The sequence below is a fragment of the Lactobacillus johnsonii ATCC 33200 genome (assembly GCF_000159355.1).
GTDB classification, from domain to species: domain Bacteria; phylum Bacillota; class Bacilli; order Lactobacillales; family Lactobacillaceae; genus Lactobacillus; species Lactobacillus johnsonii.
On sequence record NZ_GG670121.1, the window covers coordinates 505,297 to 530,504 of the forward strand.

Here is a 25,208-nt window from a genome sequence, read left to right on the forward strand (position 1 = left end):
TATTGGTTTGTTTATATTGGGGGTTCAGGTACTATTTTAGGTCTATGTGTTTTATTAGCATTTTTATCTAAGTCTTCATTTGGGAAGACATTAGGCAAAGCTGTTATTATCCCAAGTATCTTCAACATTAATGAACCTATTATTTTTGGATTACCAATTGTTTTAAATCCATACTTTGCAATTCCATTTATTGTAACTCCTATGGTAAACGGTGCATTAACCTACTTTGCTATGGTTCTACATTTAGTATCTCGCCCTATTGCTTTGGTACCATGGACATTACCAGGCCCAATTGGTGCATATATGGCCACTGGATTTGACTGGCGTGCTGCTATTTTATCCATTATTAACATAATTATTTCTGTTATTATTTACTATCCTTTCTTTAAAGTTTGGGATAAAAAACAATTAGAAAAAGAAATGCGGGATAAGGAAAATAACACAGTAACAACAGAAACAAATAAAAACAGTAATGTTGAAACTTTCAACTTAAATGAAACTGGTAGAATATTAGTTGAGCATATATCTGTTAGAGAGTACGTAAAGAAAAGTATGAATTCATGTTTTGGTACTCTAATTAAGTTTAGAAAACTAGCAAAAATGAATGTGTGATTTTAGCTTAAGTAAAGGCCACTATAGCATATGTGTTATAGTGGGCTTTTTTGGAGAAATATAAATAAAATGAAAAATATTAATGAAATATCGATGTTAATGAGATCAGCGATCGAGAATCACGCAACTCCCGGCATTAGTTATACATTAGAAGATATAAAAAATAAGAGAACTGAAACATGCTTTTTGGGATATAGAACTTATAATAAAGAAGTACCTTTAAAAGATGGAGATCTTTATGATTTAGCTTCTTTAACTAAAGTTGTTGGGGTAACAAGTCGCATTCTTCAATTATTGGGGACAAAAAATATACGTTTAAATGACAAGGTAGAGAAATATCTTCCAAAATTTGATTATCATGACATTACTATAAAAAACTTGTTACTTCATAATTCCGGCTTACCAGCTGACATAGATAATGTATTTATGTACAAAAATAAAGCTGATGTAATAGACGCAATCTTTAATCAAAAATTAGTCTATCCAGTTGGTACGGATATGATATATTCAGATCTAAATTTTATCTTATTAGGATTAGTTATTGAAAAAATTGATCATAAAACTTTAGATGAGAGTTTAAAAATTCATGTTTTTGAACCATTAGACATGGAAAATACTGGATATTGCATCGATAAAAGCAAAAGTCATTTTGTACCTACAGAAAAAACACGAAGTAGAGGATTGGTCCAAGGGGTCGTGCATGATGAAACAGCATATATGCTAGAGGGAATTTTAGGAAACGCAGGATTATTATCGACAATTAGTGATCTCAAAAAATTTTGTTTAATGTATTTACAAAAAGGAAAATATAAAAATAGAACGATAATTCCATCGCAGATGATTGATGATTTATTTAAGTATGATTTCATGGGGAGAACTTTAGGATGGAAAAGATGGAAGATAAACAAGAGAATGCTTTGGCATACTGGTTTTACAGGAACATCTATTGCGCTTGATTTAGATAATTTTAGTTTCTTTATTTGCTTAACTAATCGTATAAATCCTACTAGAAAAAATAGAAAATGGATTGATATAAGAAAACTAGCAATAAGTTTATTTTTTAATAGTTTAGAAGAAATACCAGAGAATAGAAAATGATCTCAAAAAATTATTATTTGCAACCAAAAAGAGAGGTAAATAACTACCTCTCTTTTTTCAATCTATTAATCTGTATCAACCTTAATCTTCCCGTCAATGATTTTTTGCTTAGCTTTTTGAACTTTAATCCAGGTATGATAGGATAAATTCCCTTGAGCTAAAGAAATACCTTTGTTTTTAAGACCATACTTCAGAGTTTTACCACCTGGGAATTTTCCACTAGCAGTTTGGGTAGCGATATCTTCAACAGCAAGATCGGCACTTTTGATAACTGAAGTAAGAGTGAAATTAGATGGTTGTCCACCTTTTGCCAGGTAGTCGCCTAATTTTGATTGATCTTCATCAGATCCTATAACCCATACTTTTTGCCTTACAGGTCGAGCTTGATTGATTTCCTGCGCTGCTTTGAATACACCTTGTCCACTTTTACCTGCTGCTTGAAAAATGACGTCAGCTTTTTTATTGTACATTTCCTGGGCAATATCGTGTGCTTTATTAGCATCTGAAAAGTTTCCAACTGTCTGGCTCACTACTTTAATATGTTTATGAAGTTTATGATTTGTTGTTCTTACGCCTTGAATAAAACCTGCTTTGAATGAGGCCATTTCTTTACTATTTTGACCTAAGACTAAACCAACTGTTTGACTTTTAGTCGTGTAAGCAGCTGCTACACCAGCTAAATATGCTCCTTCTTGATTCTTAAAGGAGATACCGGTTAAATTTTTTAGTTTTGGAGTATAGGCATCAATAACGACAAAATTCTTTTTTGGATTATTTTTAGCTGCTTTAATAATATTTGGCTTAAGAGTATAGCCAACACCAATAATAGTTGAGAAATTTTTATCTAACGTTTCATTGATAGTGGTTTGATAATATTTCGGATCTTTAGGTACAAAATAGTTATAGCCTTTGTTTCCTTCTGGAAGATCATTTTTAGTACCATAATCTTTTAAACCATTCCAGGCAGATTGATTTAAAGAATTATCTTTAATGCCGTTAATGTCGGATATAAGAGCGATATGATTGTCTCCCTTTTTATTTGTTGGTTCCTCATGATTAGGTTTGCTACAAGCACTTGCTATTAAAAAGATAGCACTTGTGATCAATAATAGATTAAATTTTTTATTTAGCTTCATTTGAAAACCTCGATTAAAAATCTATTCTAATTTTAAACGAGAAAAAGACCATCCTACAAGTCAAAGTAGGGTGGTCTTTTAAAAATATTAAATTTATTTTTCAGCCTTTTTAGCTTCAGCTTCGTATTCACGAACAATATTGAAGTTAGAATCTTTAGAATCTACATAGCCATAGTGTTGGTAAATATTTTCAAGGATCTTCTTACCCTTCTTAGTCTTAGCAATATCTTTAAAGGCAGTAGCAAGTTTCTTTCTAAATGACTTAGACATGCCGCTTCTAACAGCAACAGTATCGTTTGGAATGTATTTAGTAAAGTAAATTGGAACAACATCTTTCATTACAGCAGGTGCATCTTTAGCAGCCAGAGGACGAGCGTCAGAGAAGACAAAGGCAGCATCGGCATCACCGTTGTAAACTGATAAAACAGCTTGATCGTGACCCTTAACTTGAACTAATTTACAATCTTTTGGTACATTTAAACCTTTCTTGTGAAGTTCCGCAATTGGAAGAACGTAACCAGAAGTAGAGGTTGGATCTTGAACGGCAATTGTCTTACCTTTTAGATCTTTCCAAGATTTGATCTTAGAGCCCTTTTTGACTACGATCATTGAACGGTAGCTATCCATTAATTTGTGGTTTTGCTTACCGCTTGGTTCGTCATAGCCATAACGTTGTGCTTGTAGTAAAACATCCGCTACACCACGTTTGTGAGCTAAGACATAAGCATCAGGTGGTAGGAAACCAACATCAACTTTCTTTGATGCCATTGCTTCAATTAAAGCAGAGTTATCAGTTGAAACAGTCACATGAACAGGCATATGTAATTGCTTTTCAAGCAAGCCTTGTAATGGCTTAGCTTTAGCTTCAAGTTTAGAAGCTTGGACACTAGGAACAAACTGAACGTTTAATTCTTTAGGAGTATAGCCATCATTTGCTTTAGAAGCAGACTTATTGTTTGAACATGCAGCAGTTGATGCGGCAAGTAAAATCATAGCAGCGCCGATTAAAAATTTCTTTATATTCATTTTTTCCTCCAGAACTATTTAATGAAGTTGACGATATAAAGATAGCAAACTATGGGTGTTAATTCAATAGAAAACATGTATATTTTTACAATAAATCAAAAATATTGTTCGTGTTTTGTTAAAGAAAACTAGTGGAATCAATGATTTTGCATACTGAAAGCACGAATTTAAAAACAATAAAAAATCCAGATGACTAACATCTGGATAAAAAGGTTATTTAATTCTAAGATTTAACATCAAACCGATAAAGAGACCTACTGCTTCAGTTACAAATAAAACTTGGGTATTTTGGACTACTTTAGGGAAAGATTTTGGCTTAGTTTGTATTTTCCAAAGAAAGCACATGTTTTTGTAGATTGTTGGAATACAAATCAAAATTAAAGCGACACTCCAAGGAAGGACTCCAACCCAAATTGCCCAACCTGTTAAAAAGAATCCTAAAAAGTAGTTAAATACGAATAAATAAAGACCGCCCTTAATTCCAATATAAGAAACTAAAGTGTGTCTTCCATTTGCGATATCTGCATCATGATCACACAAATTATTTCCAAGCATTAAAGTGAAGTTACAAATTTCAGGAATGCCGGCAGCAAGGATAATTGGCCAAACAAAATTCCAGTTAAATGGTACATGGGGATAAACGTTAATATAGACCATGATTAGAAAAATTCCAAATCCCATTGCAAAACAAGCAGCTATTTCTCCAAAAGGCCCGGCAGAAATTGTATGTGATCCAGTTGAATAGGAAAGAGCAATTGCGTAACAAATAATTCCTAGAATCCAAATATATAAATTAGTTTGAAAACCAATCATAAAAGCACAGGTGGCTGAAATAATAAATAAAATCCAAATAAGAACTAAAACATTTTTGGGATTAAGATGATACTTCCCAATTGGATTCTTTTTATGATCGCCAGTTTTAGCAGCTTTTTCACGCTTATAATCCCAATAACCATCATTTACATTCATAAAAATCTGTAGAACAATTGTAGCGATACACATTTCAATTGTTGGAAAAATTCTAAACAACTGAAAATTATATTCTGTGTACATGATTCCTAATAGGACAGGAATTATGGAGTTAAATAGGGTACGTGGTTCAACTAATTCATAGTAGCCTTGCTTTGCTTCAGCAGACATAATAAACTTCTTTCTATTTTTAAATTAGTCCTTGATCCATTAAATAAAGTTGATGAAAATGCTCATTGTGTTCAAATAATTCGTAAGGATTGCCCTGCATGGTCACTTTTCCATCTTTAAAGAAGAGAACTTCGTTCATATATTTTACACCTTGTAAGTGGTGAGTTACCCAAACTACTGTCTTCTTCTTTAAAACATCAAATACTAAATCTAATAATTTTTGTTCTGTTAGCGGATCTAGACCCACTGTTGGCTCATCTAAGAGGACAATTGGGGTATCTTGTAAAAGTACACGTGCTAATGCTAAACGTTCCTTTTGACCACCAGAAAAACGTGCGCCAGCTTCTGCGACTTCTGTATCCATTTTTTTAGGAAGGGAATTAATGAAATCAGCTAGCTGTACTTTTTCTAAAATTTCCATCATTTGATCAGCATTGGCATCTGGATTAGCCATTTTAAGATTTTCATAGATAGTAGTATTGAATAAAAATGGCTCCTGGTTCAGCACAGAGAATAATTTTGAACGCTCTTTTTGTAAGGACAAAACATTAATCTTATCCAAGGTGACAGTACCTGTATTTGGCTTTAAATCTCCAAGAATTAATTGTAGGATAGTACTTTTTCCAGCCCCAGATGGTCCAATTAAAGCAGCTTTTTGACCTCTTTTTAATGTGAGAGAGAAATTTTGAATAATTGGATAATCTTCTCCTGGATAAGTGAATGAAATATCAGTAGCTTTTAAAGTTCCTACAAAAACTGGATCAAGATATTCTTGATGAGGTAAATGGTTTTCAGGTACTGTTAATTCATTTAAATGCTTTACTGAATCGCTATATGTGTGCCATTCCTCAATACCTTGTCCAACGGGAATGAAAGCATCAGATAGAGGGAACAAGGCTAAAACAACAGCACCAACGTAATTTGCTGCTTCTTGATTATAGGTGAGGTTCTTGTTAGTGAAATAAAGAATAGCAACAGCCATTAAACCGAAGATAAACTCAAGAATAAAATCACGTGCCCAATCAAACTTGCCGGATTTTTTTTCATGCTTTCCTAAAGACTTTAAAGTGGTTTTAGTTTGATTGAAAAATGCATCCTTGCGACCAGAAATTTTCCAGTCGCCAGCACCTAAAACTTGATCAGTAAATTCTGTATAAAGCTGTGTTTTCTCTTTCTTTTCCTTACTGCGTACACTAGCTTGTTTTAGAAGTGAGAAGAATGGAACGAGAATAAGTTCCATAATCAATAAAATTGCTATAATACCCGCTAATGGCCATGAAAATAAGCCAAGCAAAATTACAACAATAAATCCTACTAGGTAACTTAGAATGGCTGGAAAGATAGTTCTCAAATAAAGATTTTGTAAGTGTCCAATATCATCAGTTAGGAGAGAAAGAATACTTCCTGTCTGAAAAGCTGAGCCGACTGCTGAAGTATTTTTTTCAGCGATATAAAAAAGTCTTCTCCTTAGAGAACTTGTGACCCGTAAAATCCAATTATGAGAAACTAAACGCTCTAAATATCTAAATAAAGGTCGTCCAATTCCGACAGCACGCATTAAGACGATTGGGACATAAATCATTAAGATGTTTTCTGGACGTGTTGCTGCTTTGTCAATTGTATAGCCCGCATAAAACATAAGCGCACCACCACAAAAGAACATAACGATGCCAAGAAAAATCGCTAAGAGAAAATTCCACTTATATTTTGCAAGGTAAGGTTTAACCCAATGTTCATGTTTCCAAGAAAATTTTTTGTTCATCATAGTAGATCTTCTTTCAATGGGTGAGTAAGTTTTTTGAATAAAGTTCCGTTTTTAGCTAAGTCACTAGGAGCACCTTGTTCTACAATTTCTCCATTTTCAATGACTAGGCACCAATCCATATCATTTAGCCAGTGCAAGCGGTGTGTCGTAAAGAAGACTAAATGATTTTCCATTAATTTCTTCATCGGCTCCTTTAATTCATACTCAGTTTCAATATCCAGGTGAGCAGTTGGTTCGTCGAAAAATAATATCTTTCGATCTTTTGCTAGGAAAGCACGGGCTAATGCAATGCGTTGTTTTTGTCCGCCAGAAATGCCGCGTCCATTTTCACCGATTCTAGTGTTTAAACCATCTTTTAAACTAGCAACAAAATTATTCAAATCAGTTGCTTTTAACGCAGCATCAATTTCTGTTTGACTAGCATTTGGATTATAAAAAGTTAGATTTTCTTTAATGCTAGTTGCGAACATGAAAGGATCTTGTGGAATATATGTAATTTGATTTTGCCAATTCTTTTGATTGAGTTGGGCAAGATTTTGCCCATTAATTGTAAAATTATCTTCTTTAAGATGGGGAGTAAGAAAGCCCGCTAAAATTCTCATTAATGTTGTTTTTCCAGCACCTGTTGGGCCAATAATGCCAACTTTTTGAAATCCTGTAAGCTTTAGATTAACATTACGTAACTCATCAGCTGTATGAGTCTTATCGGCACTTGTTTGTTCCTTTTTTACTACGGCGCTCATTTTTGCATTTTTATTAATACTAAAATGATCTTGATCAATATGACTATAGTTAAAAGAAACATCATTAGCTATAAAGACACTATCTTTGTTCCACGTGAAACTAGATAACTGATCTTCTTGGGGAGTGGTTGGAAAAGCTAGAATATCAAAAATTTGTCCTAGAGCATTTTTACCATTTAAAGTTGCATGGAAATCATTACCAAAATCCCGAATTGGTAAAAAGTATTCAGGTGATAAAATTAAAATCACTAATGAAGGATAAAGAACCAAGTTGCCATTGATTAAGCCAATTCCAAGAAACATGGCAATAATTGCAATGGATAATGTGGTAAAGAAGTCTAGCGTAAAGGTGGATAGGATTGCTACTCTTAAGACACCCATTGTCTTTTTACGGTAGTTTTCACTATTTTTATAAACAATATTTCCATATTTTTTAGCAAGACCCAAAACTTTTAAGGTGCTTAACCCCCGTAAAGCATCAACAAAGTGGTTTTGCAATTTAATATATCCAGCATATTGTTTACTAGCTTTACTTTGAGCAGCAGTTCCTAAAATGATCATAAATAAGATCAGTAAAGGAAAAACTAAGAGTAAAATCCATCCAGAAAGGGCATTTAGAGTAAAGATATAAATTAAAATCACCCATGGAGCAATTGCGAGGGCAATTAATTTTGGAAAAATTAGCGACAGATAATTGGAAATTTCGTCCATTCCATCTAAAAGAGTAGAAACTAAGTTTCCTGTTCCAATTCTTGAGACTAATGCAATTCCACCATCATAGGTTTTATTAAGTAATTGTTGACGTAAAAGAGCAGTTGTCTGATTTGCATAACGATTCATATACCATTTTTGAAACCAGTTAATTCCTTGTCTTAATAAATAGAAGATCAAAAAAGCTAAAACATCTTCTACAATATTAGCAAAAGACTGTCGTTTCCAAGAGCCGACAATTGCTCGAGCAAGGAAAATACCTTGGCCTAAAATAGCAAATGCTTGCAAGAACATTAGTCCTGCAAGCATTGCGAGCATGATTTTGGCTTTTGGTAATTTAAAAAGTCGTTTATCAATCATTTTTATTCCTGTTCTAGATTAGGCGTTTTGATTTACCTTAATCCGGTGTCTAAAGACTACGTATGACCAGATGATATAAGCTAAGGCGATTGGCAAAAGGATTAGAGCAACAATTGTCATTACCTCAAGTGTTAGTTTAGAGTTGGCTGCATTTTTAATTAAAAGTGAGTGGGCTGGATCAGTGGCGATTAATACGCGAGGGAAGAGTCCGTTAAATAAAAGTCCAACAACAGCTACTAAAGTTAATCCACTCGTTACGAAAGCTTTTCCTTGCTTATTTTTAATTAAGGCAATATCAGACCAAGCAGTTAGAACAACAATAAGTAAAGTAATAATTGTTGAAGAGATTGGTCTTAACTTAAAGAAATCAGTTTGGAAGAAAATCAATAAAGCAAAGACAATTTCTCCTAAATAAGCTACAAGATAAAGCTTCTCGTTTAAGTTAGCAGCACGCTTACTTAATTCTGGGTCATCAATTCTTAATCTTAAGAAGTTAATTCCATGAATTAAGCAAAGGAGCCCTCCTGCTACTCCTGCAACTACTGATAATGGGTTAACAATATTCCAAAAACTTAAACTCATATTTCCTTGAGCATCGATTGGAACACCTTGAATTAGGCTACCGAACATCATTGTAAGGAAAAATGGAGCTAATAAACTACCCCCAAATAGGGCACTAGTCCAGATTCTAAATCCGTGCTCAGTTTCGGCATGAGCAGAAAATTCAAAGGATACTCCTCTGATAATTAGAGCAAATAAGGTAAAGAATAGTAAGATGTAATATCCACTAAATAGACTTGCATACCAATCAGAGAATGACGCAAACATGGCACCACCGGCTGTGATAAGCCATACTTCATTTCCATCCCAGTGTGGTCCAATAGTTTCCATCATTACATGTTTTTCTTGATCATTTTTTGCTAAAAACTGTGTTGCCATTCCTACACCATAGTCAAAACCTTCAGTAAAGTAGAAAATCATGAAAAGAAGGCCAATTAATAGGAACCAAAGCAACTGTAAAAAATCAATTCCATCGATCATTAGTATGCACCCCTTTCAAGTGCACCAGCTACACCCATATCAAGTTGACGTTTACAGTAATAGATCATCACTCCGCCAAGAGTTGAGAAGATTAGGAAGTACATAATATTTGTGAACCAGAGCTCACCGGTGGTTGTACTTGCAGAAATTGAATCTGCAATTGTAAATAGACCATAGACGGTCCATGGGAAACGACCAAGTTCTGTAATGAACCAACCACAAGTATTAGCAATAAATGGAAGGAAGGTTGAAATACCTAAAATCCATAAGAACCAGCGTTTGTTTTCAATTGTATTCTTCTTTGGACGAGTCCAAATTAAACCTAAAATTGAAAGCAAAGCAAATAGGGCACCAAAACCAGCCATGATTCTAAAGCTATAGAATAAGGTCTTAACCGGAACATAATAGCTCATGTCTTTGCCAAACTTTTTATCGTATTTTGCATGCAATTCTTTATTGATTTGATTCATTCCCTTAATGGAACCACTAGTACTGTGATAAGTAAGAATGGTTAGAACATCAGGAATAGAAATTGCACCTTCATTTTTATGTTCTTTAGTATTTAAATTAGCAACTATATCCCATGGAGCGTGATCGCCTGTTGTTTCATAAACACCTTCAGTTGCTGCAAACTTCATTGGTTGTTCGTGAATTTCAACTTGAGTTTGATAGTCACCAGCACCAATTTCAGCAATTGAAGCAAATAAGGCAACCCAAAGAGCGATACGCATGGACTTTTTATGGAAGTTAACATCCCGTTTTCTAAGTAAGCCAAAAGCAGCCATCCCAATTACGACAAATGAAGCCGTAACAATAGCACCGATTACTACGTGTGGGAAACTAGCCCATAGTTGTTCGTTGGCAATTAAAGCCCAAAAATTAGCCATTTGCGCCTTACCATTTTTAATGACATAGCCAACTGGATGCTGCATAAAGGCATTAGCGGTTAAAATCCAAATTGCACTCAGCATTGAACCGATAAAAGAGATCCAAACTAAGGCACAGTGCAAGGCTGGCTTAAACTTGTTCCATGTAAACATCCATAAACCAATGAAGGTAGATTCCATAAAGAAAGCTAACAAAGCTTCAATGGCCAATGGAGCACCAAAAATATCACCCATGAAACGAGAGTAGTCAGACCAGTTCATTCCGAATTGAAATTCCTGAATAATTCCTGTAACTACCCCGACAGCAAAACTCAATAGATAAATTTTTCCCCAGAATTGAGCCATCTTTTTATATACTTCGTCCTTTTTAACGACGTAGAGTGTTTCCATGATTGATACAATGAATCCCATCCCAATGGAGAAGGGAACAAAGAAGAAGTGGAAGACTGTAGTCATTGCGAATTGGAAGCGGGCAAGATCTAACATTGTTACACCCGATAACATTTTCATTCACCTATTTCTATTTCCACATATATAACATCTGTTTCCTTAAGCATATACTTTATTGATGCCGTTTTCAATAAAATATAAGAATAAGTTCATAACTTTTTTCTTAGGTAAGTTTAGAGCAAAAAAATAAGGATTTCAATGTTGAAATCCTTATAGATCTATTCACTTCTTAAAGCAATTGCGGCGTCCTTTTTAGCAGCCATTCGAGCTGGTATGTGACCACCAAGCATTGTTAAAACAGTACTAATAATTACTAAAATTAAGGCTTGCATTGAGTCGAGTTGTGCAACGTTACTCATATTAGTAATTGCGTATAATACTGCGTTGATTGGGAAAGTGCATAAGTATGCAATCAGGATACCTAAAATACCAGAAAAGAGGCCGAGAATAAAGGTTTCAGCATCAAAGACACGGGTAATATCGCGTTTTCTAGCACCTAAAGCTTTAAGCACACCAATTTCTTTTGTACGCTCTAAAACAGAAGTATAAGTTAAAATACCAATCATAATCATGGAAGTAACTAAAGAAATAGCAGCAAAAGCAACTAAAACGTCAGTAATTCCGTCAAGCAGACCACCAGTTAACTTAGTGACCGTGCCTGACATATCAGTATAGATAACCTGATCTTTTTTAGCTTTACCTTTATTATATTTGTCTAAGTAATCGAGAACTTTATCTTTAGACTTAAATGAATTTGGATAGATAAGAATACCGCTAGGGATGCTAGAGCCACCAAGAGATGCAATAAATTGCTCTTTTTGAGTTTGGTTCATTGGCTGGTTGGTCATTACATTGGTAGTACTATTCTTTTGCGCCTTAACAATATTCGAATTTTCATTTTGCTTAATAATTTCTTGAGTTAAACCATCACTGTAAGCAATACCGTTATCTAGAAGGGCCATTTGACTATTATTTTTACCACGAATAACGGCACTTAATTTTAAGGTTAAGTTGCTAGAATCATACATTGATTTAGAAGCTTTTTGTGGAACAAAATTTCCAGTAGGCAATTCTTGATAGTAATTGTTGTTACTAATTACCTTAAAAGTACGGCCGACAATTTTGTTTAGATCAATTTTTTGACCATCTTTAATTGAAATCCCTAAATTCTTAAGTGCATTAATATTGGCTTGATTTTTATTATTTAACACAAGAACTACTTCGTTATTTGACGTAGGCCAGGAACCAGCAAGTAGTTGGTAATTATCCTTTAAAAAAGTTCCTTGCTTTGAATCAAGCGTTTTAGGAAAGACACTTGTGTTAATCCCTACACTATTCATCCCTTGAAGTTGAGCACTAGCAATAGCAGAACCGGAGCTGTTAACATTAGAAAATTCTACATGCTTAATTTTGCCATTATCATTAGTTAAAAGATTAAGCTGGGTTCCTCGAATAAAGGAGATGTTGTTAGCATATGAAGGATTAATTTTCTTAACATAATTGATATAAGACTGAGTAATCTTATTTTCATGTGTATTTTTCTCGTTGTCTGGTTTTGCGGCAACGAGATAGCCCTTATTTTTGACATTTTTGTCAGATTCAGTTCGGCTTGTAGCGGCGTTCATATCTGTTGCCGTTTGAGAAATAGAAATCGGGAATTTAGCTAGTGTTTTACTTTGCGTTTCATTAATTTGTTTTTGAAAACCATGTGATAAAGCTAAAACAATAGCAATACCAATAATTCCGATACTTGAAGCAAAGGCAGTTAAAAAAGTTCTACCTTTCTTAGTCATAATGTTAGTAAAACTAAGTTTTAGAGCATTCCAGTAAGACATTTTTGTCTTTTTGAGTTTAAAAGTATCCTTTACTTCTTTTTTAGGCTCAAAGGCATTTGAATCACTAAGAATTTTTCCATCCTGGAAATGGACAATTCTACTTGCATATTCTTCAGCCAGTTCAGGATTATGTGTAACCATGATGACTAATTTATCGTGGCTGAGTTCCTTGATTAGCTCCATAATACTTTCACTGGTTTTAGTATCTAAAGCTCCTGTTGGCTCGTCACATAGAAGAATATCGGGATCATTAGCTATTGCCCGAGCAATAGCGACTCGTTGCATTTGTCCGCCGGATAATTGATTAGGACGTTTCTTTAAATGGTCGCCTAGCCCAACACGCTTTAGCGCAGCAATGGCCTTTTCGTGGCGTTCATTACTACTTACGCCTGAGAGGGTCATGCCAAGCTCTACATTTTCAATAATAGAAAGGTGAGAAATGAGATTATAACTTTGAAAAATAAAGCCGACCGAATTATTGCGGTAAGCATCCCAGTCAGGTTGAGAGAAATTTTTCGTCGACTTACCATTGATGATAATGTCTCCAGAATCGTAATGATCTAATCCACCAATTACATTTAAAAGCGTCGTCTTACCAGACCCACTAGGACCTAAGATAGCAACGAATTCACTGTTACGGAAATTAATCGTAACGTCATCTAATGCATGTGTGACAGTATCACCTACGTGATAGGTCTTTTTTAAGTGTAAGAGTTGTAGCATATTTTTTCCTTTCTAAGCAATTATGTATTTGCCCCAGCCTAATACGGCAAAAATTGCTTGGATTATAAATAAAATTGCAATTAAACCAATGATAACAAAATGGCGTTTCTTATGCATGATAAAGACCCCAGCAAATTCACGAATTGTAGCATTAGGTAAGAAATAAAAACGTGTAGTTGCTCCGACACCATTGGCCTTTAAATGAGCCATTTTTGCATAAAGGCCCGCTCTAAAAAGATGATAGTTATTAGTGAAAAACTTAGCTTTAAATTTTGAATTTCCCCAATCACTGATTGCTACTTTTTTAGAGTAGAGCATGTTTTGATAGGTATTAGTTGATTTATCTTCTAATAGAATCAAGTTAGAGTCATAGCCATGTTTAACGGCGTAATCTTTCATAGCGGCTGCTTCAGAGAGATCCTCGTCTTTTCCTTGTCCACCTGACATAATTAGTTTTGGACGTTTATGTCCTTTATCATATTGTTTATTAGAAAAAGCAATAGCTCGGTCAATTCGTGCACCTAACAGGCGTGATACTTTCTTTCCATCAATTAATCCTGCGCCGAGAACAATTAGGTAATCTTGCTTGTAGCGACGGGGAGTAATTTGATACAAAACTAAATTAAGTAAAAAGTTATACATTACAAATAGAAGATAAAAGGCAATCAAAGTTGCTCCAGCAACTAGAGAATGAAGCCAGTCCGGTAGGCGGTGAAATACACCTAATCTATTTAAAGTCCATATTCCTACTAAAAATAAACCAATAATCAAAGTTAAAAGATTTGGTAAAGAATGACTTTCATATTTCCAAACAAAATACGCATTCCATAGAAAGAAAATCCAAGAAAAAGTTACTAAGAAAAAGATTCCAAATAGAATAGCCAAAGCAAGGAAAGAAAATGAGATAGTTAGTAAAGGATTGTGTTGAGAAATAATTAAAATAGCAGACCATACTAAAAAGCTAATCCCAAAGGCTGTAAAAATGAGTCCATTGATTAAACGTCGTGGTTCAATTAACCATGAAAGTAAAAATAAACTAAAAAATATAAACATAATCAAGGAAGTAAGGGTTACTTGATTATGTACAATAAAATTAAAAATTTGATGCAGAGATTGCATGAGTTGTGATTGCATGATTAAATGTCCTTATGTCTTTTTAATAAATAATTATAATGAAAAGAAATAGATAATTTCAATTAGAGGAAGTGTTCGGATGAAGACTTTTTTACGCTTTTTAGGGAATTTAGCAACAGTAATTATTGCTTTTGTATTATATACACTTTTGCAATTAGGATATGCGCAAAAAAAGGTAAACTTGTTATTCGCAGTTATTTTAGCAGTTTTAACTGTGGCAGTAATTTATTGGATGTATTGGATTTACAAACGAGAATTAAAGCAAGAAAATGATTGGTTCTTTAATGCTAAACCTCACTGGGATGTAAAACGAATAATTATTTCAGTAGCAGCATTTTTTACACTCGTAATTTTCCAAATAGCCTATGTCAGATTATTTGGTGGTAACACAATTTCGAAAAATCAAGAAGAGCTAGATGCAATCAGAAAAGTTGCTTCCCCAATGTTCAATGTTTTATTAGTGATAGTGGCACCAATCTGTGAGGAATTTATCTTTAGAGCTCTATTTTTCAACACATTTTTCCCAGTAGAAAATGTATTTAATAAATGGGTTGGAATTGTAGTAAGTGGTTTTATTTTTGCTTATGGACATGATCCGATGTTTAGTAAATTTATTTATTTATATTGGGTAATGGGAATGATCCTAGCTTGGACGTACGTCACTACAAAAGATGTAAGATATTCGATTTTGACTCATATGTTAAACAATATCCTGTCAATTTTATAGCAAAATAAAAAGAGCATTAATGCTCTTTTTTTCTTTGTCCTAATTGCTGTAAAACAATTTCAGCAATTTCGTTATTAGTCCACATCCATGCTATATGTCCTAAAGCCTCAGAAATATGTTCTTCCATTGGTTGGTTCTTTGGAGAAGGGACAGTTTTCATTAATGGCATAATTACTAGGTGAAAAGCAATCCAAACTCCTAAGCCAAATGGAACGCCCTGATCTATTGTTAACCACTTAACTTTCTTTTCAAGAAGAGCCGCATAGGCAGTAGCAAAAGAAATTGAAAAACCAAAGTGAACAAGATAACTAACCCAAGGTAGTTTTTCTCCTGAATAAGTATAAGTTGCATGAGTTAAGCGGGCTGGAACACCCATTTGCTCTAGTAATTTTTGTGGAGGGTTAGTCTTATTTCTTTCTGGTGTTCTTGGAGGAAGAATGTTTTCCCAGCCCAATTTAACTAATCCAGAAATAACACCAGCAGCAGTTCCAGCTACTAATACATTTTTCCAATTAAATTTTGACATTAAACTTCACGTCCTTTTAATTAGTTCTTTCATTTTTTATTGTAACAAATTCACTCTTTGGTAGAGGCTTTAAGGCTTGATTTTGCTTGCACGTTCTTAGCAGCCATTTTATTTAAGTAGGTCCAAATCTGTGGACGATATTTTCTTAATACAATGAGCAGTACTAAGTAAATAATAATGCACAAACTAATCCAAAGAGGATTTTTTGAGATGAAGGCGGCAAACACTGCTGCATTTAAGGGGTGAGCCATTAAGTTAAAGCTAGTGACTAAAACGATGCCTGCTGGAATAGCAGCTCCGTAGTGAGAAATCGCATTTGTGTAAATAGAACCTAACCAGCTTGAAGCATAAAGCCCTAAACTAAACCAAATAACTCCATTTGCAATGACTTTGAGAATATTACCGTTAGTAATAGCGACAATTGATTCAACCATGTAAGGGAGAGCAATTAAATCAACAACAGGTAAAGTTTTATTTCCCGGTAAAACAAAAGCAATGACTACCATGATTGGAATTAAAATAATTCCTGAAATAATTGTAGCTGGTTCTCCGTAACCGACACCATCATCAACTGCTAAAAACCAACGTTTACTATCTTGTATTAAGTCAATTCCTGATTTTGCATTTTTATTTTGTTTACGTTCTTGGTTAATTTGTTTAGCTAAAGGAATGAATGCTTTACTAAAGACTTTTGTAACTAAAGGGAAAATCGTCATGACAGCTGAAAGCTGAATAGAGAATTGAAAAATTTGTCCCCATGCTGCTACTGTGGCTAAATTTTTAATATTACCTAATATTCCAATTAAAAGCCCTAAGATGGCTCCTAAAGTCGTTGGTTCACCAAAAACACCAAATTTATTTTTAAATGCAGTTGGAGTCAAATTAGCTTTATTAAAACCAAGTAAATTCCAAAGTGGATCTAACAAAATGGCTGGAATAGTTTGAACAATATTTTGAAGTGCACAGACAGTGGTATTGTCAATCTTATAATACGTAGACCAACGATCTGCCTGAATTTCGGCCAGCAGTAATGTATAGAGAAGCATGAAAAAAGATAAGCCTAAAGAAATCCACCAATTATGTGTTACATAAAAAGCAAGAGTTCCCCAAATCATGAAACCAAAGTTGTTCCAAAGATTTGACGGCATAAAAACTTTTGTAATTCCAATAGCAAATAAAACAAATTCAGCCACTAGTCCGAATACAAAAAAAGTTAATCCAATTGGTGCGCTAAAACTCGCTAATGCTCCAGCTTGCCAACCGATATCAACGACTGGTAGCTTTATGCCGGTATTATTAACCATTTGACGGACTATTTTAGTAACTACTGGAGTAAATTCATTAATAATCCAAGAAAAACCAGTTAGACCTACACCAGCATAAAATGCACACATCATTGCTTTCTTTGGTTTTACCTTTAAAAACAAAGAAATGATAAAAATCATAATAGGGACAATGACACTTGCCCCAAAGGCATTAAAGAAATTATGGATGTTATTTAGCATTTGATTGCCTCTTTTCTCGTTCCATATTTTTAGTATAAAAAACAAGAAAAACAAAGTCTAATAATTAGGAAGATATTGCTTGGGAAATAAATAACAGAGTGTTTCAATAGACAATGAGAGGTAACTTAGTTTGGAGGTATCGATAATGAAAAAATTAGTTTCAATTGGCTTAATTGGTTTGTTAAGTTCTACGATGTTAACCGCATGTAGTAATTCACAAAATAATAGTTCTAGTTCATCAACTGAGAAGACAACAACAGTTAAGAAGAGTAGTAAGCTTACAGCAACTAATATGAATACTAAAAAAACAAACGGCAATTATAATTGCTTATGCTGGTGAAAAGTATACAGATATTTGGAAGAAGACTTTTAAGCAAGCACAAAACGATTCTGTAGTCGTAAAGCTTCATAATCGAAAAGATTTTTCATACATGCAAAATGGTAGTGATGTTGCATACGAAATCGCTACAGTTGATGGGGATAAATATTTCTATTACACAAAGAATGATCCAACAATTTTCTTCTATCACAAAAATAAGGAAATTGGTTCATCTGACATTAAAATGATGATTAAGTACCTCAACAATCATAACGACGGTAATAAAGTAAATAAGATCATTAAAAATGTCAAAGTAGTAGACGAAAGAAAGACAGCGAGTAAGAACTAAAAAGATTGCTGGAGATAAAGGCCTATATACTGTTCCCGCAAAACTGCAAGGTGAGTGGTACAGTATGGATAATAATCGCCGTACGCACAGTAAAGATACTAATCAATTAAGAAAAATTGAATTTGGTACCCATACTCTTACTACTGAAGATCATCAATATGAGCTTCATATTCCAGATAAAGAGTATTTCGAAAAGCATCAAAAATTTTCTAATGATTATCTAAACGATACGCACACTTGGGTTAAGGTTTTTAATAATACTGAGCCTTTGAAGGAGTCAATTATATTAATTTAATTGGTTGGACAGCTAAGGATAATCACCAAACTTCATATGGTTATACTCTTTTAGACCAAGAGCCAGTAATCATTTTAGCTAGTGGACAAGAAAAAATAACTGATCAGGCTTACTGGAAGACACCTGAACTAGCTAAAAAGCACCAGGACCAAAATTTTGATAAGCTAATTACGAAAGCAGAAAATAATTAGAAAGTAGCATTGAGGTAAGAGTTATGTCTGATAAACCTTATTATGAACAAGAATATCATGCACCAGAAAGTGATGTTCCAGATCCATCTGTCGGAGAAATTTTTAAGGGATTATTTCTCTATCCGTTCGCCTGGGTAGCGCGTAGTACTCGAAAGGCGTTTTGGGTAGCATTTGTTATCCAGTTCTTGTTAACAATTGTAATTGGAGTAGTTTCAATCTTGGCACTATGTACTAGTGGGATTTTTTCTGTTACTCCTAATAATGTTACCTGGGCTCTGTCGCATATTACATTTTTAACTTGTCTAATTGAATTAATCCTATCTATTTTACTGTTATGGATAAAATTAGGTCTTTTAGGATATGCGGTACGAAGATTGCATGATGCGGATTATAGTGGTTGGTGGCTATGGCTAATCCTTATTCCGTTTGGTTGGATTATTGTAGTTATTTTCTTATTACTACCTACTGTTGAAGAACCAGTAAGATGGGGTACTTACCTCTTTGTTGATTAAGTTATTTAAATAGAAAAGAGAAATGCGAAGGATTTTTGCCTTCGTATTTTTTGTTATATTTTGTATAATATTTTTATAGTATTTTTTTATTTTTTATTTAAGGAATAGGTAGTATGGAATATTTAAAGCTGTTAGGAATATTAATAATTGTAGTCGGCTTTGTTTTGAAGTGGGACACGACTGCAGTTGTAGTCATTGCAGCAATTGTAACAGGACTTTTCTCTGGGATGGATTTTGTTAAATTGTTGGAAGTAATTGGAAAGAGTTTTGTGGAAAATCGAATGGTAAGTTTGTTTTTCTTAACCTTGCCAATGATTGGGCTAGTAGAATCACATGGATTAAGAGACTATGCGGTTAATGCTATAAAAAAACTGAAAAAACTAACTGCGGGAAAAATTTTAAATATCTATCTTTTAATTCGTGAACTTGCTGGTGTATTTGGGATTTCTTTGCAGGGACAAGTTCAATTTATTCGTCCATTAATTGCACCGATGGTAATTGCTGCTGCAGAAGATCAAGATAAAAAGAAATTAAGTGAATCAGAGATTGATCTAATAAAGGGACGCAGTGCGGCAATTGATAATTTTGGTAACTTTTTTGCCCAAAACTTGTTTGTAGCATCTGGTGGTGTACTTTTGATTTCTTCAACAATGAAATCACTTGGTTATAAGGTTGATCCGGTAGGAATTGTTGTTAATACTATTCCTATTGCAATCATTACTTTCGTTTTAGTTTTTGCTTATAACCTATACTTTGATCGCCAAATGACTAAATGGGAAGGAAAATAATATGCAAAATACAATTAACTTTTTACTTGCCATTCTTTATGCATTAATTGGTTTATGTATGGCAATTGCTGGAATTGAAACATTGCGTGACAAAACTAATAAAGCAAGAATTGGAACAGCAATTTTCTGGTTCTTTTTAGCAATTATTTTTGCTTTTGGAGATTTGATTCCTGCCGTAGTGTCCGGTGCAATGGTTTTAGTAATCGGAATTTTAGCTTTGTTTAAGCAAATCCAGGTTGGTAAATTGCCAACTGTAAATCCTAAAACTGCTCAGGAAGGTGCTAAACGTTTGGGAGCAAAGGTATTTTTACCAAGTATTGTTTTGGCATTAACATCTATTATAATTGCACAATTTACTCCACTTGGTGGTCAGGTTGGAATTGGTATTGGTGCAGTTGTTTCACTAGTCTTAGCCATTATCTTGACTAAAGCGCCAGCAAAGCAAGTTTTCAAGGATTCCCAGAGAATGGTTAGAAGTGTAGGAGCACCTGGCGTTTTACCACAACTATTAGCCATGCTTGGGGTTGTTTTTACAACTTGTGGTGTTGGTAAGTTAACAGCTGACATGATTAGTCATGTTTTCCCAGCTGGAAATCACTTCTTAGGCGTAGCGCTATACTGTATTGCGATGGCCTTATTTACTTATATTATGGGTAATGCTTTTGCTGCTTTTGCGGTAATTACTGCAGCAATTGGAATTCCTTTTGTAATTGCACAAGGTGCTAATCCTGTAGTTGTAGCAGCAATTGGGATGACATCAGGTTATTGTGGAACTTTAGTAACTCCAATGGCTGCTAACTTTAATACTTTACCCGTAGCGCTTTTAGAGATGAAAGATCAGATGGGGGTTATTAAGCAACAAGCTCCGATTGCCGTTATCTTGTTAATTGTTCAAATTGGCTTAATGTACTTTTTAGCATTTTAATTATTGAAAGGATAAAATTATGAAAATTTTAGTAACAGGCTTTGATCCATTTGGTGGAGATAAAATTAATCCTGCAATTGAAGCGGTAAAGAGATTGCCAGCTGAAATTAATGGGGCTGAAATTATTAAACTGGAAATTCCAACTGTCTTTAATAAGTCAGCTGAAGTTGTTAGAAAGGCAATTGAAAAAGAAAATCCAGACTATGTTTTAAATGTTGGACAAGCTGGTGGTCGTTTTGGATTAACTCCTGAACGTGTTGCAATTAATATTAATGATGGCCGTATTCCTGATAATGAAGGCTACCAGCCACTAGGCGAACCAATTCATGAAGATGGAGAAACTGCCTACTTTACACAATTGCCAATTAAGGCAGAAGCAAAAGCAATTAGGGATGCTGGCTTGCCAGCTAGTGTATCAAATACAGCTGGTACTTATGTATGTAATCATATTATGTATCAAGTGCAATATATGAGAGATAAGGAATTTCCTAACATTAAGGCAGGATTTATTCATATTCCTTTCTTACCTGAGCAAGTTGTAAATCGTCCTAATACACCATCAATGGCTCTTGATGATATTGTTAAGGGTTTAACTGCAGCTCTTGGTGCAATTGTTGAACGTGACGGCAAAGGCGATATTAAGACAGTTGAAGGCGCAAATCACTAGAATATAGGTGACTCTATGTTTTGGATCTTTTTAAGTTTAGCTATTATCGGTTTTATTTTGTGCCTATTAGTTAGGCAGAGTTAGGCAGCACATTATTAAATATGGTTTTCCATTTGCTTATTGCTTAATTGGGATTATTGTTTCTAGTTTTGTTTGTTTAACTCAATTTGGTAACCATGATACGAATTTTGATTGGTATGGTTATCTAGTAATTGTGTTTATAGTTGAAACTTGGTATTTGTACCATTACTTTTTATTAAGATCATAATAATTAACTGAAAGAAGTGCAGGGTGATTAGAATGAATTTCATTAAATGGGTACTTAGCTTACTGGCTATTAATGTAGTAGGATTAATTTTCATTACAATTTACTCTACCTATTATAGTTTTGGAACTATGCTATTTGGTGTTCACACTGCAGCTGTAGTTAAAGACTTTTGGAATACTGAAATCTTAATGGGTACTATATTTCTTGTCTGTGTTAACGCACTTGCGGTAATTACTGCAGTAGCTAGACAGTTCAAGAAATAAATTGTTTTGAAAGGGATAATATTATGAAAAAATTAGTATTAGTTTTTAAGATATTACTAGGAGTAGTTCCTTTTTTACCTTTATTTGTAGATGCTATTTTCAAAACAAATATTCGTGTGTCAATTATGAATATGACAATGCAGTGGTCATTGTTGATTAAGGTTCCTATTTTAGTCATGTGTATTTCAGCATATCTATATTTCTGGTATGCAATTTTTAAAGAGATCCAAAATGGCCTATGAAAAATGTAAAATTAATCAGTTATTCTTACAGTGTAACAATAACTTTTACGCTACTAGCAGTGCTAAATTTGACATCATGGTGGGAAAGCTTTCCTTATCGTATGGTAATGGTACTAATGAACATAGTTGTTGGTGCGAGTATGGAATATTTAGTTAATAGATATTTTGTTACAAGGAGAAAAAACTTATTTAAAGGGCTAGTAGCTTTGGTATTATTAGTTACGAATATAGTTTGGATTGTTGCTACGATAGTTTGATCGTATTTTATAGTTACAAAAAACGCAGCTTTAAACTGCGTTTTTTATTATGCCTATTAAGTGATCGTGACTATATATTGGGATTGCTTAAAAAATGAATGTAGACGCTATGTTAAAAATTGTATTTTTTTCGCTGCGCTTTTAAATATTTAAACATATCTAGGTAGGTGGTGGCTTGGACACTGCATCCCAAATCTAAAACTTCTGAAATTAATGTAAGTATTGGTTTGTCATCACTATTTTTCATGTAATCAATTGCCTTTTGCAAATAGGTCAAAGTTAAGGTAAAAAACATTAAATATTGTGGTAATTCGATTTTTTTAAGCTCTTTGACTAATTTTTGAGCGTAAGACAATTCATTAAGTGAAATCAGCCGTAAAATGCCATCTGATAAACTTCCCATAATGATTTCTAAGTTAAAACTAGTTTCAGCTTCTTTAAGACGGTCAATATTACGAATGATTTGCATTGAACTACCATAAATTTGCTTAGGATTGAATAGAAAAATTGATGCACCAAATGCTGAAATATAGTATTGACTCCATAAATTGACTTTTGAAAAAATTGCAAAAAGCTTTTTTTGGTCAATAGGAGGTAAGTAATTTTTATGTTCGATGATAAAAAGTTGATTACATAGATTAGCAGCCATAAATAGGTCAAACTTATTATGATTTTTATGATACTTAGTTAGTTGTTTTTGTGTAACTCGTTTAAGAAACGGAATATTTTCTTTTTCAATAGCTTCAGAAAGTTCAGGATCTATTTCTGGCCGTGGTGAAAATTTGGACCAACCCATAAATTCATGACTAGTAATGTGAATTCTATTTAGTAATTTCATTGCCGTACTAAATTCAACCTCGACTTGATCATTTTCCCAGCGTGATAGTTTTGATTCAGAACAGATTCCGCGGCAAGCTTCTTTTTGCGTAATACCTTGTTCTAAGCGTAATTCTTTGAATTCATGACCATACATTTTTTCATTCTCCAAAAACTAACTTGCAGATCTGCAAGAGATTCATTTTTAAGTATAATCTCATCATATACTCTTATCAACAAGTTTAAATCGATGAGGGGATGAAGAAGATGCTGTTTAAGTATTCAAATAAATTTAGATTCGTATTGATGATTATCTTCGGCTTAATTGCTAGTTTTCAAAATATTATTATGGCCAATGTTGTGCAAACACTAACTAATATTGCTACTAATAAGAATTGGGATAAAATTGCACAATTTTTGATTATTATCATTGCAGCATTAGTTGTTACTTTAATTGCAAGTCTAGTATTTAACAGATTGAAAACTAATACAATTAAGGAAACTAACACTTATTTAAGAACACATATTTTGGGTGGAATGCTAGAAGAGTCAAAAGACGAAAATAATGATAGTTTAGGATTTTTAACTAATGATTTTAAACTACTTGAAACTAATCGTTTTAATGCTCAAATTGAAATTATTATGCAGATTTTTTCATTAGTATTAGCACTAGGCTATGCTTTAGCAGTTAATTGGCTACTTACATTACTATTCCTAGTTGGATCTTTTATTCCAATGATTGTTTCTAATGTTTTTCAAAAGCCGATTCAAGAATCTTCTGAAAAGTGGACTAGTGCTAATAGTAAGTACGTTAATCAGACTAAAAACTTCTTAGCAGGTGTTGAAACGCTACATTTGTATGATGGTCAAAATCAGGCGGTTGCTAAAAATAAACAAACAATTTCTAAGCTAGAACAAGCATTGAGTAAGATGAATCTCTTAAACCTTGATACGAACTCATGGATTAATTTTGTTGCGAATATTGTTACGTTTTTGATGCCATTTCTATTTGGAATTTATTTAGTTGTAAAAGGACAAACAAGTTTAGGAGCTTTATTTGCAATTGTGCAATTAGCCAATTCATTTATAAATCCAATTTTATTTATCTTAGATGATAGAAGTAAATTGTCTACTACTAGGAAGATTGTTGAGAAGGTTAATGACTTTTTAGATAAAGAAACAGATCAAGAAAATAGTAAAGTTGTAAGTTTACAGGATCTACAAGTAGAAGATTTGATCTTAAAGAGAGATGGTAAGCAATTAGCTACTGGGATTGACTTAAACATCAAGTCAGGTAAGAAAATTGCTGTCATTGGACCATCTGGAGCAGGAAAGTCGACTTTATTGCAGTTCTTACTATATGGAAAATATGGAAAAGCAGAGGCGATTAGATTAAATGATAAAAGAGTAAAAGCTGGTACATTTCCAGACTTATTCTCATATGCAAGCCAAGCACCGGTTATTTTTGCGGATAGTTTATTGTTTAATTTAACCTTAGGAAAAGATATTTCCCGGGAAAAGGTAGAGGAAGTTTGCGATAAATTAGACTTAAATGAATTAATTGAAGAAAAAGGTTTTGATTATCAATTGGGGGAAGCAGCTGATAAATTATCAGGCGGACAGTTGGCACGGATTGAATTAGCTAGAGCAATTTTAATGGAAAGACCAGTCCTATTACTTGATGAGATTAACGCTTCTCTTGATAAAAAACTTCTGATATAATTCATCAATATTTGCTAGCTTCAAATTTAACTTTCATTGAAGTAATTCACCACTATGAAGAAGATGAGTTAAAGCAATATGACGAAATACTTGACTTAAAGGACTATATTTAGATGAATTGGAAAAAGACATTATTTAGCATTGGCATTATTGTAATTATATTAGTTGGAGGATG

General features: G+C 33.6%; 23 protein-coding genes and 2 pseudogenes. 13 read left to right on the forward strand and 12 right to left on the reverse strand.

Annotated elements, in window-relative coordinates:
• Positions 1 to 3: 3 nt before the first annotated feature.
• Both HMPREF0528_RS07495 and HMPREF0528_RS07500 read left to right on the forward strand, forming a co-directional pair.
• Positions 4 to 612: pseudogene (locus tag HMPREF0528_RS07495) on the forward strand (PTS transporter subunit EIIC); the annotation flags it as partial.
• Positions 613 to 681: 69 nt separating this feature from the next.
• A complete protein-coding gene (locus tag HMPREF0528_RS07500; RefSeq protein WP_034525373.1) occupies positions 682 to 1,710 on the forward strand; it encodes a serine hydrolase domain-containing protein in 1,029 nt (342 codons plus the stop codon).
• Between the two features lie 65 nt (positions 1,711 to 1,775).
• Here the strand turns inward: HMPREF0528_RS07500 and HMPREF0528_RS07505 are convergent, their stop codons facing one another.
• From HMPREF0528_RS07505 to HMPREF0528_RS07545, 9 genes are all read right to left on the reverse strand, one after another.
• On the reverse strand, positions 1,776 to 2,846 hold the full coding sequence (locus tag HMPREF0528_RS07505; protein ID WP_004896417.1) for a BMP family ABC transporter substrate-binding protein: 1,071 nt from the start codon (positions 2,844 to 2,846) through the stop codon (positions 1,776 to 1,778).
• A 93-nt stretch (positions 2,847 to 2,939) separates the two neighbouring features.
• Positions 2,940 to 3,872 carry a phosphate/phosphite/phosphonate ABC transporter substrate-binding protein gene (gene phnD, locus HMPREF0528_RS07510; protein ID WP_004896418.1) on the reverse strand — a complete coding sequence of 311 codons (933 nt, stop codon included), beginning with the start codon at positions 3,870 to 3,872 and terminating at the stop codon, positions 2,940 to 2,942.
• A gap of 213 nt (positions 3,873 to 4,085) precedes the next feature.
• The gene (locus tag HMPREF0528_RS07515) at positions 4,086 to 5,012 is read right to left on the reverse strand and encodes a prenyltransferase (RefSeq protein WP_004896419.1); all 927 of its coding nucleotides are present in this window, start codon (positions 5,010 to 5,012) and stop codon (positions 4,086 to 4,088) included.
• Between the two features lie 19 nt (positions 5,013 to 5,031).
• Positions 5,032 to 6,777: a thiol reductant ABC exporter subunit CydC gene (gene cydC / locus HMPREF0528_RS07520; RefSeq protein WP_004896421.1), complete on the reverse strand. Its 1,746-nt coding sequence runs from the start codon at positions 6,775 to 6,777 to the stop codon at positions 5,032 to 5,034.
• A complete protein-coding gene (cydD, locus tag HMPREF0528_RS07525; protein ID WP_004896425.1) occupies positions 6,774 to 8,591 on the reverse strand; it encodes a thiol reductant ABC exporter subunit CydD in 1,818 nt (605 codons plus the stop codon). The genes cydC and cydD overlap by 4 nt, the downstream gene beginning before the upstream one ends.
• An 18-nt stretch (positions 8,592 to 8,609) precedes the next feature.
• Entirely contained in the window at positions 8,610 to 9,632 is a 1,023-nt protein-coding gene (cydB, locus tag HMPREF0528_RS07530; protein WP_004896428.1) for a cytochrome d ubiquinol oxidase subunit II, read from the reverse strand.
• Complete coding sequence (locus HMPREF0528_RS07535) at positions 9,632 to 11,023, reverse strand: cytochrome ubiquinol oxidase subunit I (RefSeq protein WP_034525319.1); 1,392 nt, start codon at positions 11,021 to 11,023, stop codon at positions 9,632 to 9,634. Before HMPREF0528_RS07535 ends, cydB begins: the two co-directional genes overlap by 1 nt.
• Positions 11,024 to 11,187: 164 nt before the next feature.
• Positions 11,188 to 13,527, reverse strand: a complete 2,340-nt coding sequence (locus HMPREF0528_RS07540; RefSeq protein WP_004896433.1) for an ABC transporter ATP-binding protein/permease — start codon at positions 13,525 to 13,527, stop codon at positions 11,188 to 11,190.
• 12 nt (positions 13,528 to 13,539) lie between these two features.
• Complete coding sequence (locus HMPREF0528_RS07545; RefSeq protein ID WP_004896435.1) at positions 13,540 to 14,661, reverse strand: YdcF family protein; 1,122 nt, start codon at positions 14,659 to 14,661, stop codon at positions 13,540 to 13,542.
• A gap of 79 nt (positions 14,662 to 14,740) precedes the next feature.
• Between HMPREF0528_RS07545 and HMPREF0528_RS07550 the strand changes: the two genes are divergently transcribed.
• A complete protein-coding gene (locus HMPREF0528_RS07550) occupies positions 14,741 to 15,388 on the forward strand; it encodes a CPBP family intramembrane glutamic endopeptidase (protein WP_004896437.1) in 648 nt (215 codons plus the stop codon).
• Positions 15,389 to 15,404: 16 nt separating this feature from the next.
• Here HMPREF0528_RS07550 and HMPREF0528_RS07555 read toward each other — a convergent pair whose 3' ends face one another.
• Complete coding sequence (locus HMPREF0528_RS07555; protein WP_004896438.1) at positions 15,405 to 15,914, reverse strand: DUF1440 domain-containing protein; 510 nt, start codon at positions 15,912 to 15,914, stop codon at positions 15,405 to 15,407.
• A gap of 50 nt (positions 15,915 to 15,964) precedes the next feature.
• Positions 15,965 to 17,419: a PTS galactitol transporter subunit IIC gene (locus tag HMPREF0528_RS07560; protein ID WP_034525321.1), complete on the reverse strand. Its 1,455-nt coding sequence runs from the start codon at positions 17,417 to 17,419 to the stop codon at positions 15,965 to 15,967.
• A 145-nt stretch (positions 17,420 to 17,564) separates the two neighbouring features.
• Here HMPREF0528_RS07560 and HMPREF0528_RS09630 point away from each other — a divergent pair, with 145 nt between their 5' ends.
• The 9 genes from HMPREF0528_RS09630 to HMPREF0528_RS09270 all read left to right on the forward strand — a co-directional run bounded on the left by HMPREF0528_RS09630 (position 17,565) and on the right by HMPREF0528_RS09270 (position 22,238).
• Positions 17,565 to 17,759 carry a hypothetical protein gene (locus HMPREF0528_RS09630; RefSeq protein WP_004896442.1) on the forward strand — a complete coding sequence of 65 codons (195 nt, stop codon included), beginning with the start codon at positions 17,565 to 17,567 and terminating at the stop codon, positions 17,757 to 17,759.
• 91 nt (positions 17,760 to 17,850) lie between these two features.
• The gene (locus tag HMPREF0528_RS09635) at positions 17,851 to 18,087 is read left to right on the forward strand and encodes a hypothetical protein (protein ID WP_004896443.1); all 237 of its coding nucleotides are present in this window, start codon (positions 17,851 to 17,853) and stop codon (positions 18,085 to 18,087) included.
• A 64-nt stretch (positions 18,088 to 18,151) separates the two neighbouring features.
• Positions 18,152 to 18,382 carry a hypothetical protein gene (locus tag HMPREF0528_RS09640; RefSeq protein ID WP_004896444.1) on the forward strand — a complete coding sequence of 77 codons (231 nt, stop codon included), beginning with the start codon at positions 18,152 to 18,154 and terminating at the stop codon, positions 18,380 to 18,382.
• Positions 18,383 to 18,596: 214 nt separating this feature from the next.
• Positions 18,597 to 19,085 (forward strand): DUF805 domain-containing protein, encoded by a 489-nt coding sequence (locus tag HMPREF0528_RS07575; RefSeq protein WP_004896445.1) that lies wholly within the window; start codon positions 18,597 to 18,599, stop codon positions 19,083 to 19,085.
• Between the two features lie 113 nt (positions 19,086 to 19,198).
• A complete protein-coding gene (locus HMPREF0528_RS07580; protein WP_004896446.1) occupies positions 19,199 to 19,873 on the forward strand; it encodes a DUF969 domain-containing protein in 675 nt (224 codons plus the stop codon).
• Position 19,874: 1 nt separating this feature from the next.
• Positions 19,875 to 20,798: a DUF979 domain-containing protein gene (locus HMPREF0528_RS07585; protein ID WP_004896447.1), complete on the forward strand. Its 924-nt coding sequence runs from the start codon at positions 19,875 to 19,877 to the stop codon at positions 20,796 to 20,798.
• Positions 20,799 to 20,817: 19 nt separating this feature from the next.
• Positions 20,818 to 21,465: a pyroglutamyl-peptidase I gene (gene pcp, locus HMPREF0528_RS07590; protein WP_004896448.1), complete on the forward strand. Its 648-nt coding sequence runs from the start codon at positions 20,818 to 20,820 to the stop codon at positions 21,463 to 21,465.
• A gap of 300 nt (positions 21,466 to 21,765) precedes the next feature.
• Entirely contained in the window at positions 21,766 to 21,996 is a 231-nt protein-coding gene (locus HMPREF0528_RS07595) for a hypothetical protein (protein ID WP_004896449.1), read from the forward strand.
• 23 nt (positions 21,997 to 22,019) lie between these two features.
• On the forward strand, positions 22,020 to 22,238 hold the full coding sequence (locus HMPREF0528_RS09270) for a hypothetical protein (protein ID WP_004896450.1): 219 nt from the start codon (positions 22,020 to 22,022) through the stop codon (positions 22,236 to 22,238).
• Between the two features lie 369 nt (positions 22,239 to 22,607).
• Here HMPREF0528_RS09270 and HMPREF0528_RS07610 read toward each other — a convergent pair whose 3' ends face one another.
• On the reverse strand, positions 22,608 to 23,468 hold the full coding sequence (locus HMPREF0528_RS07610) for a helix-turn-helix domain-containing protein (protein ID WP_004896452.1): 861 nt from the start codon (positions 23,466 to 23,468) through the stop codon (positions 22,608 to 22,610).
• Positions 23,469 to 23,569: 101 nt separating this feature from the next.
• Here HMPREF0528_RS07610 and HMPREF0528_RS07615 point away from each other — a divergent pair.
• Positions 23,570 to 25,146, forward strand: a pseudogene (locus HMPREF0528_RS07615) (ATP-binding cassette domain-containing protein).
• The last annotated feature ends 62 nt before the right edge of the window (positions 25,147 to 25,208 follow it).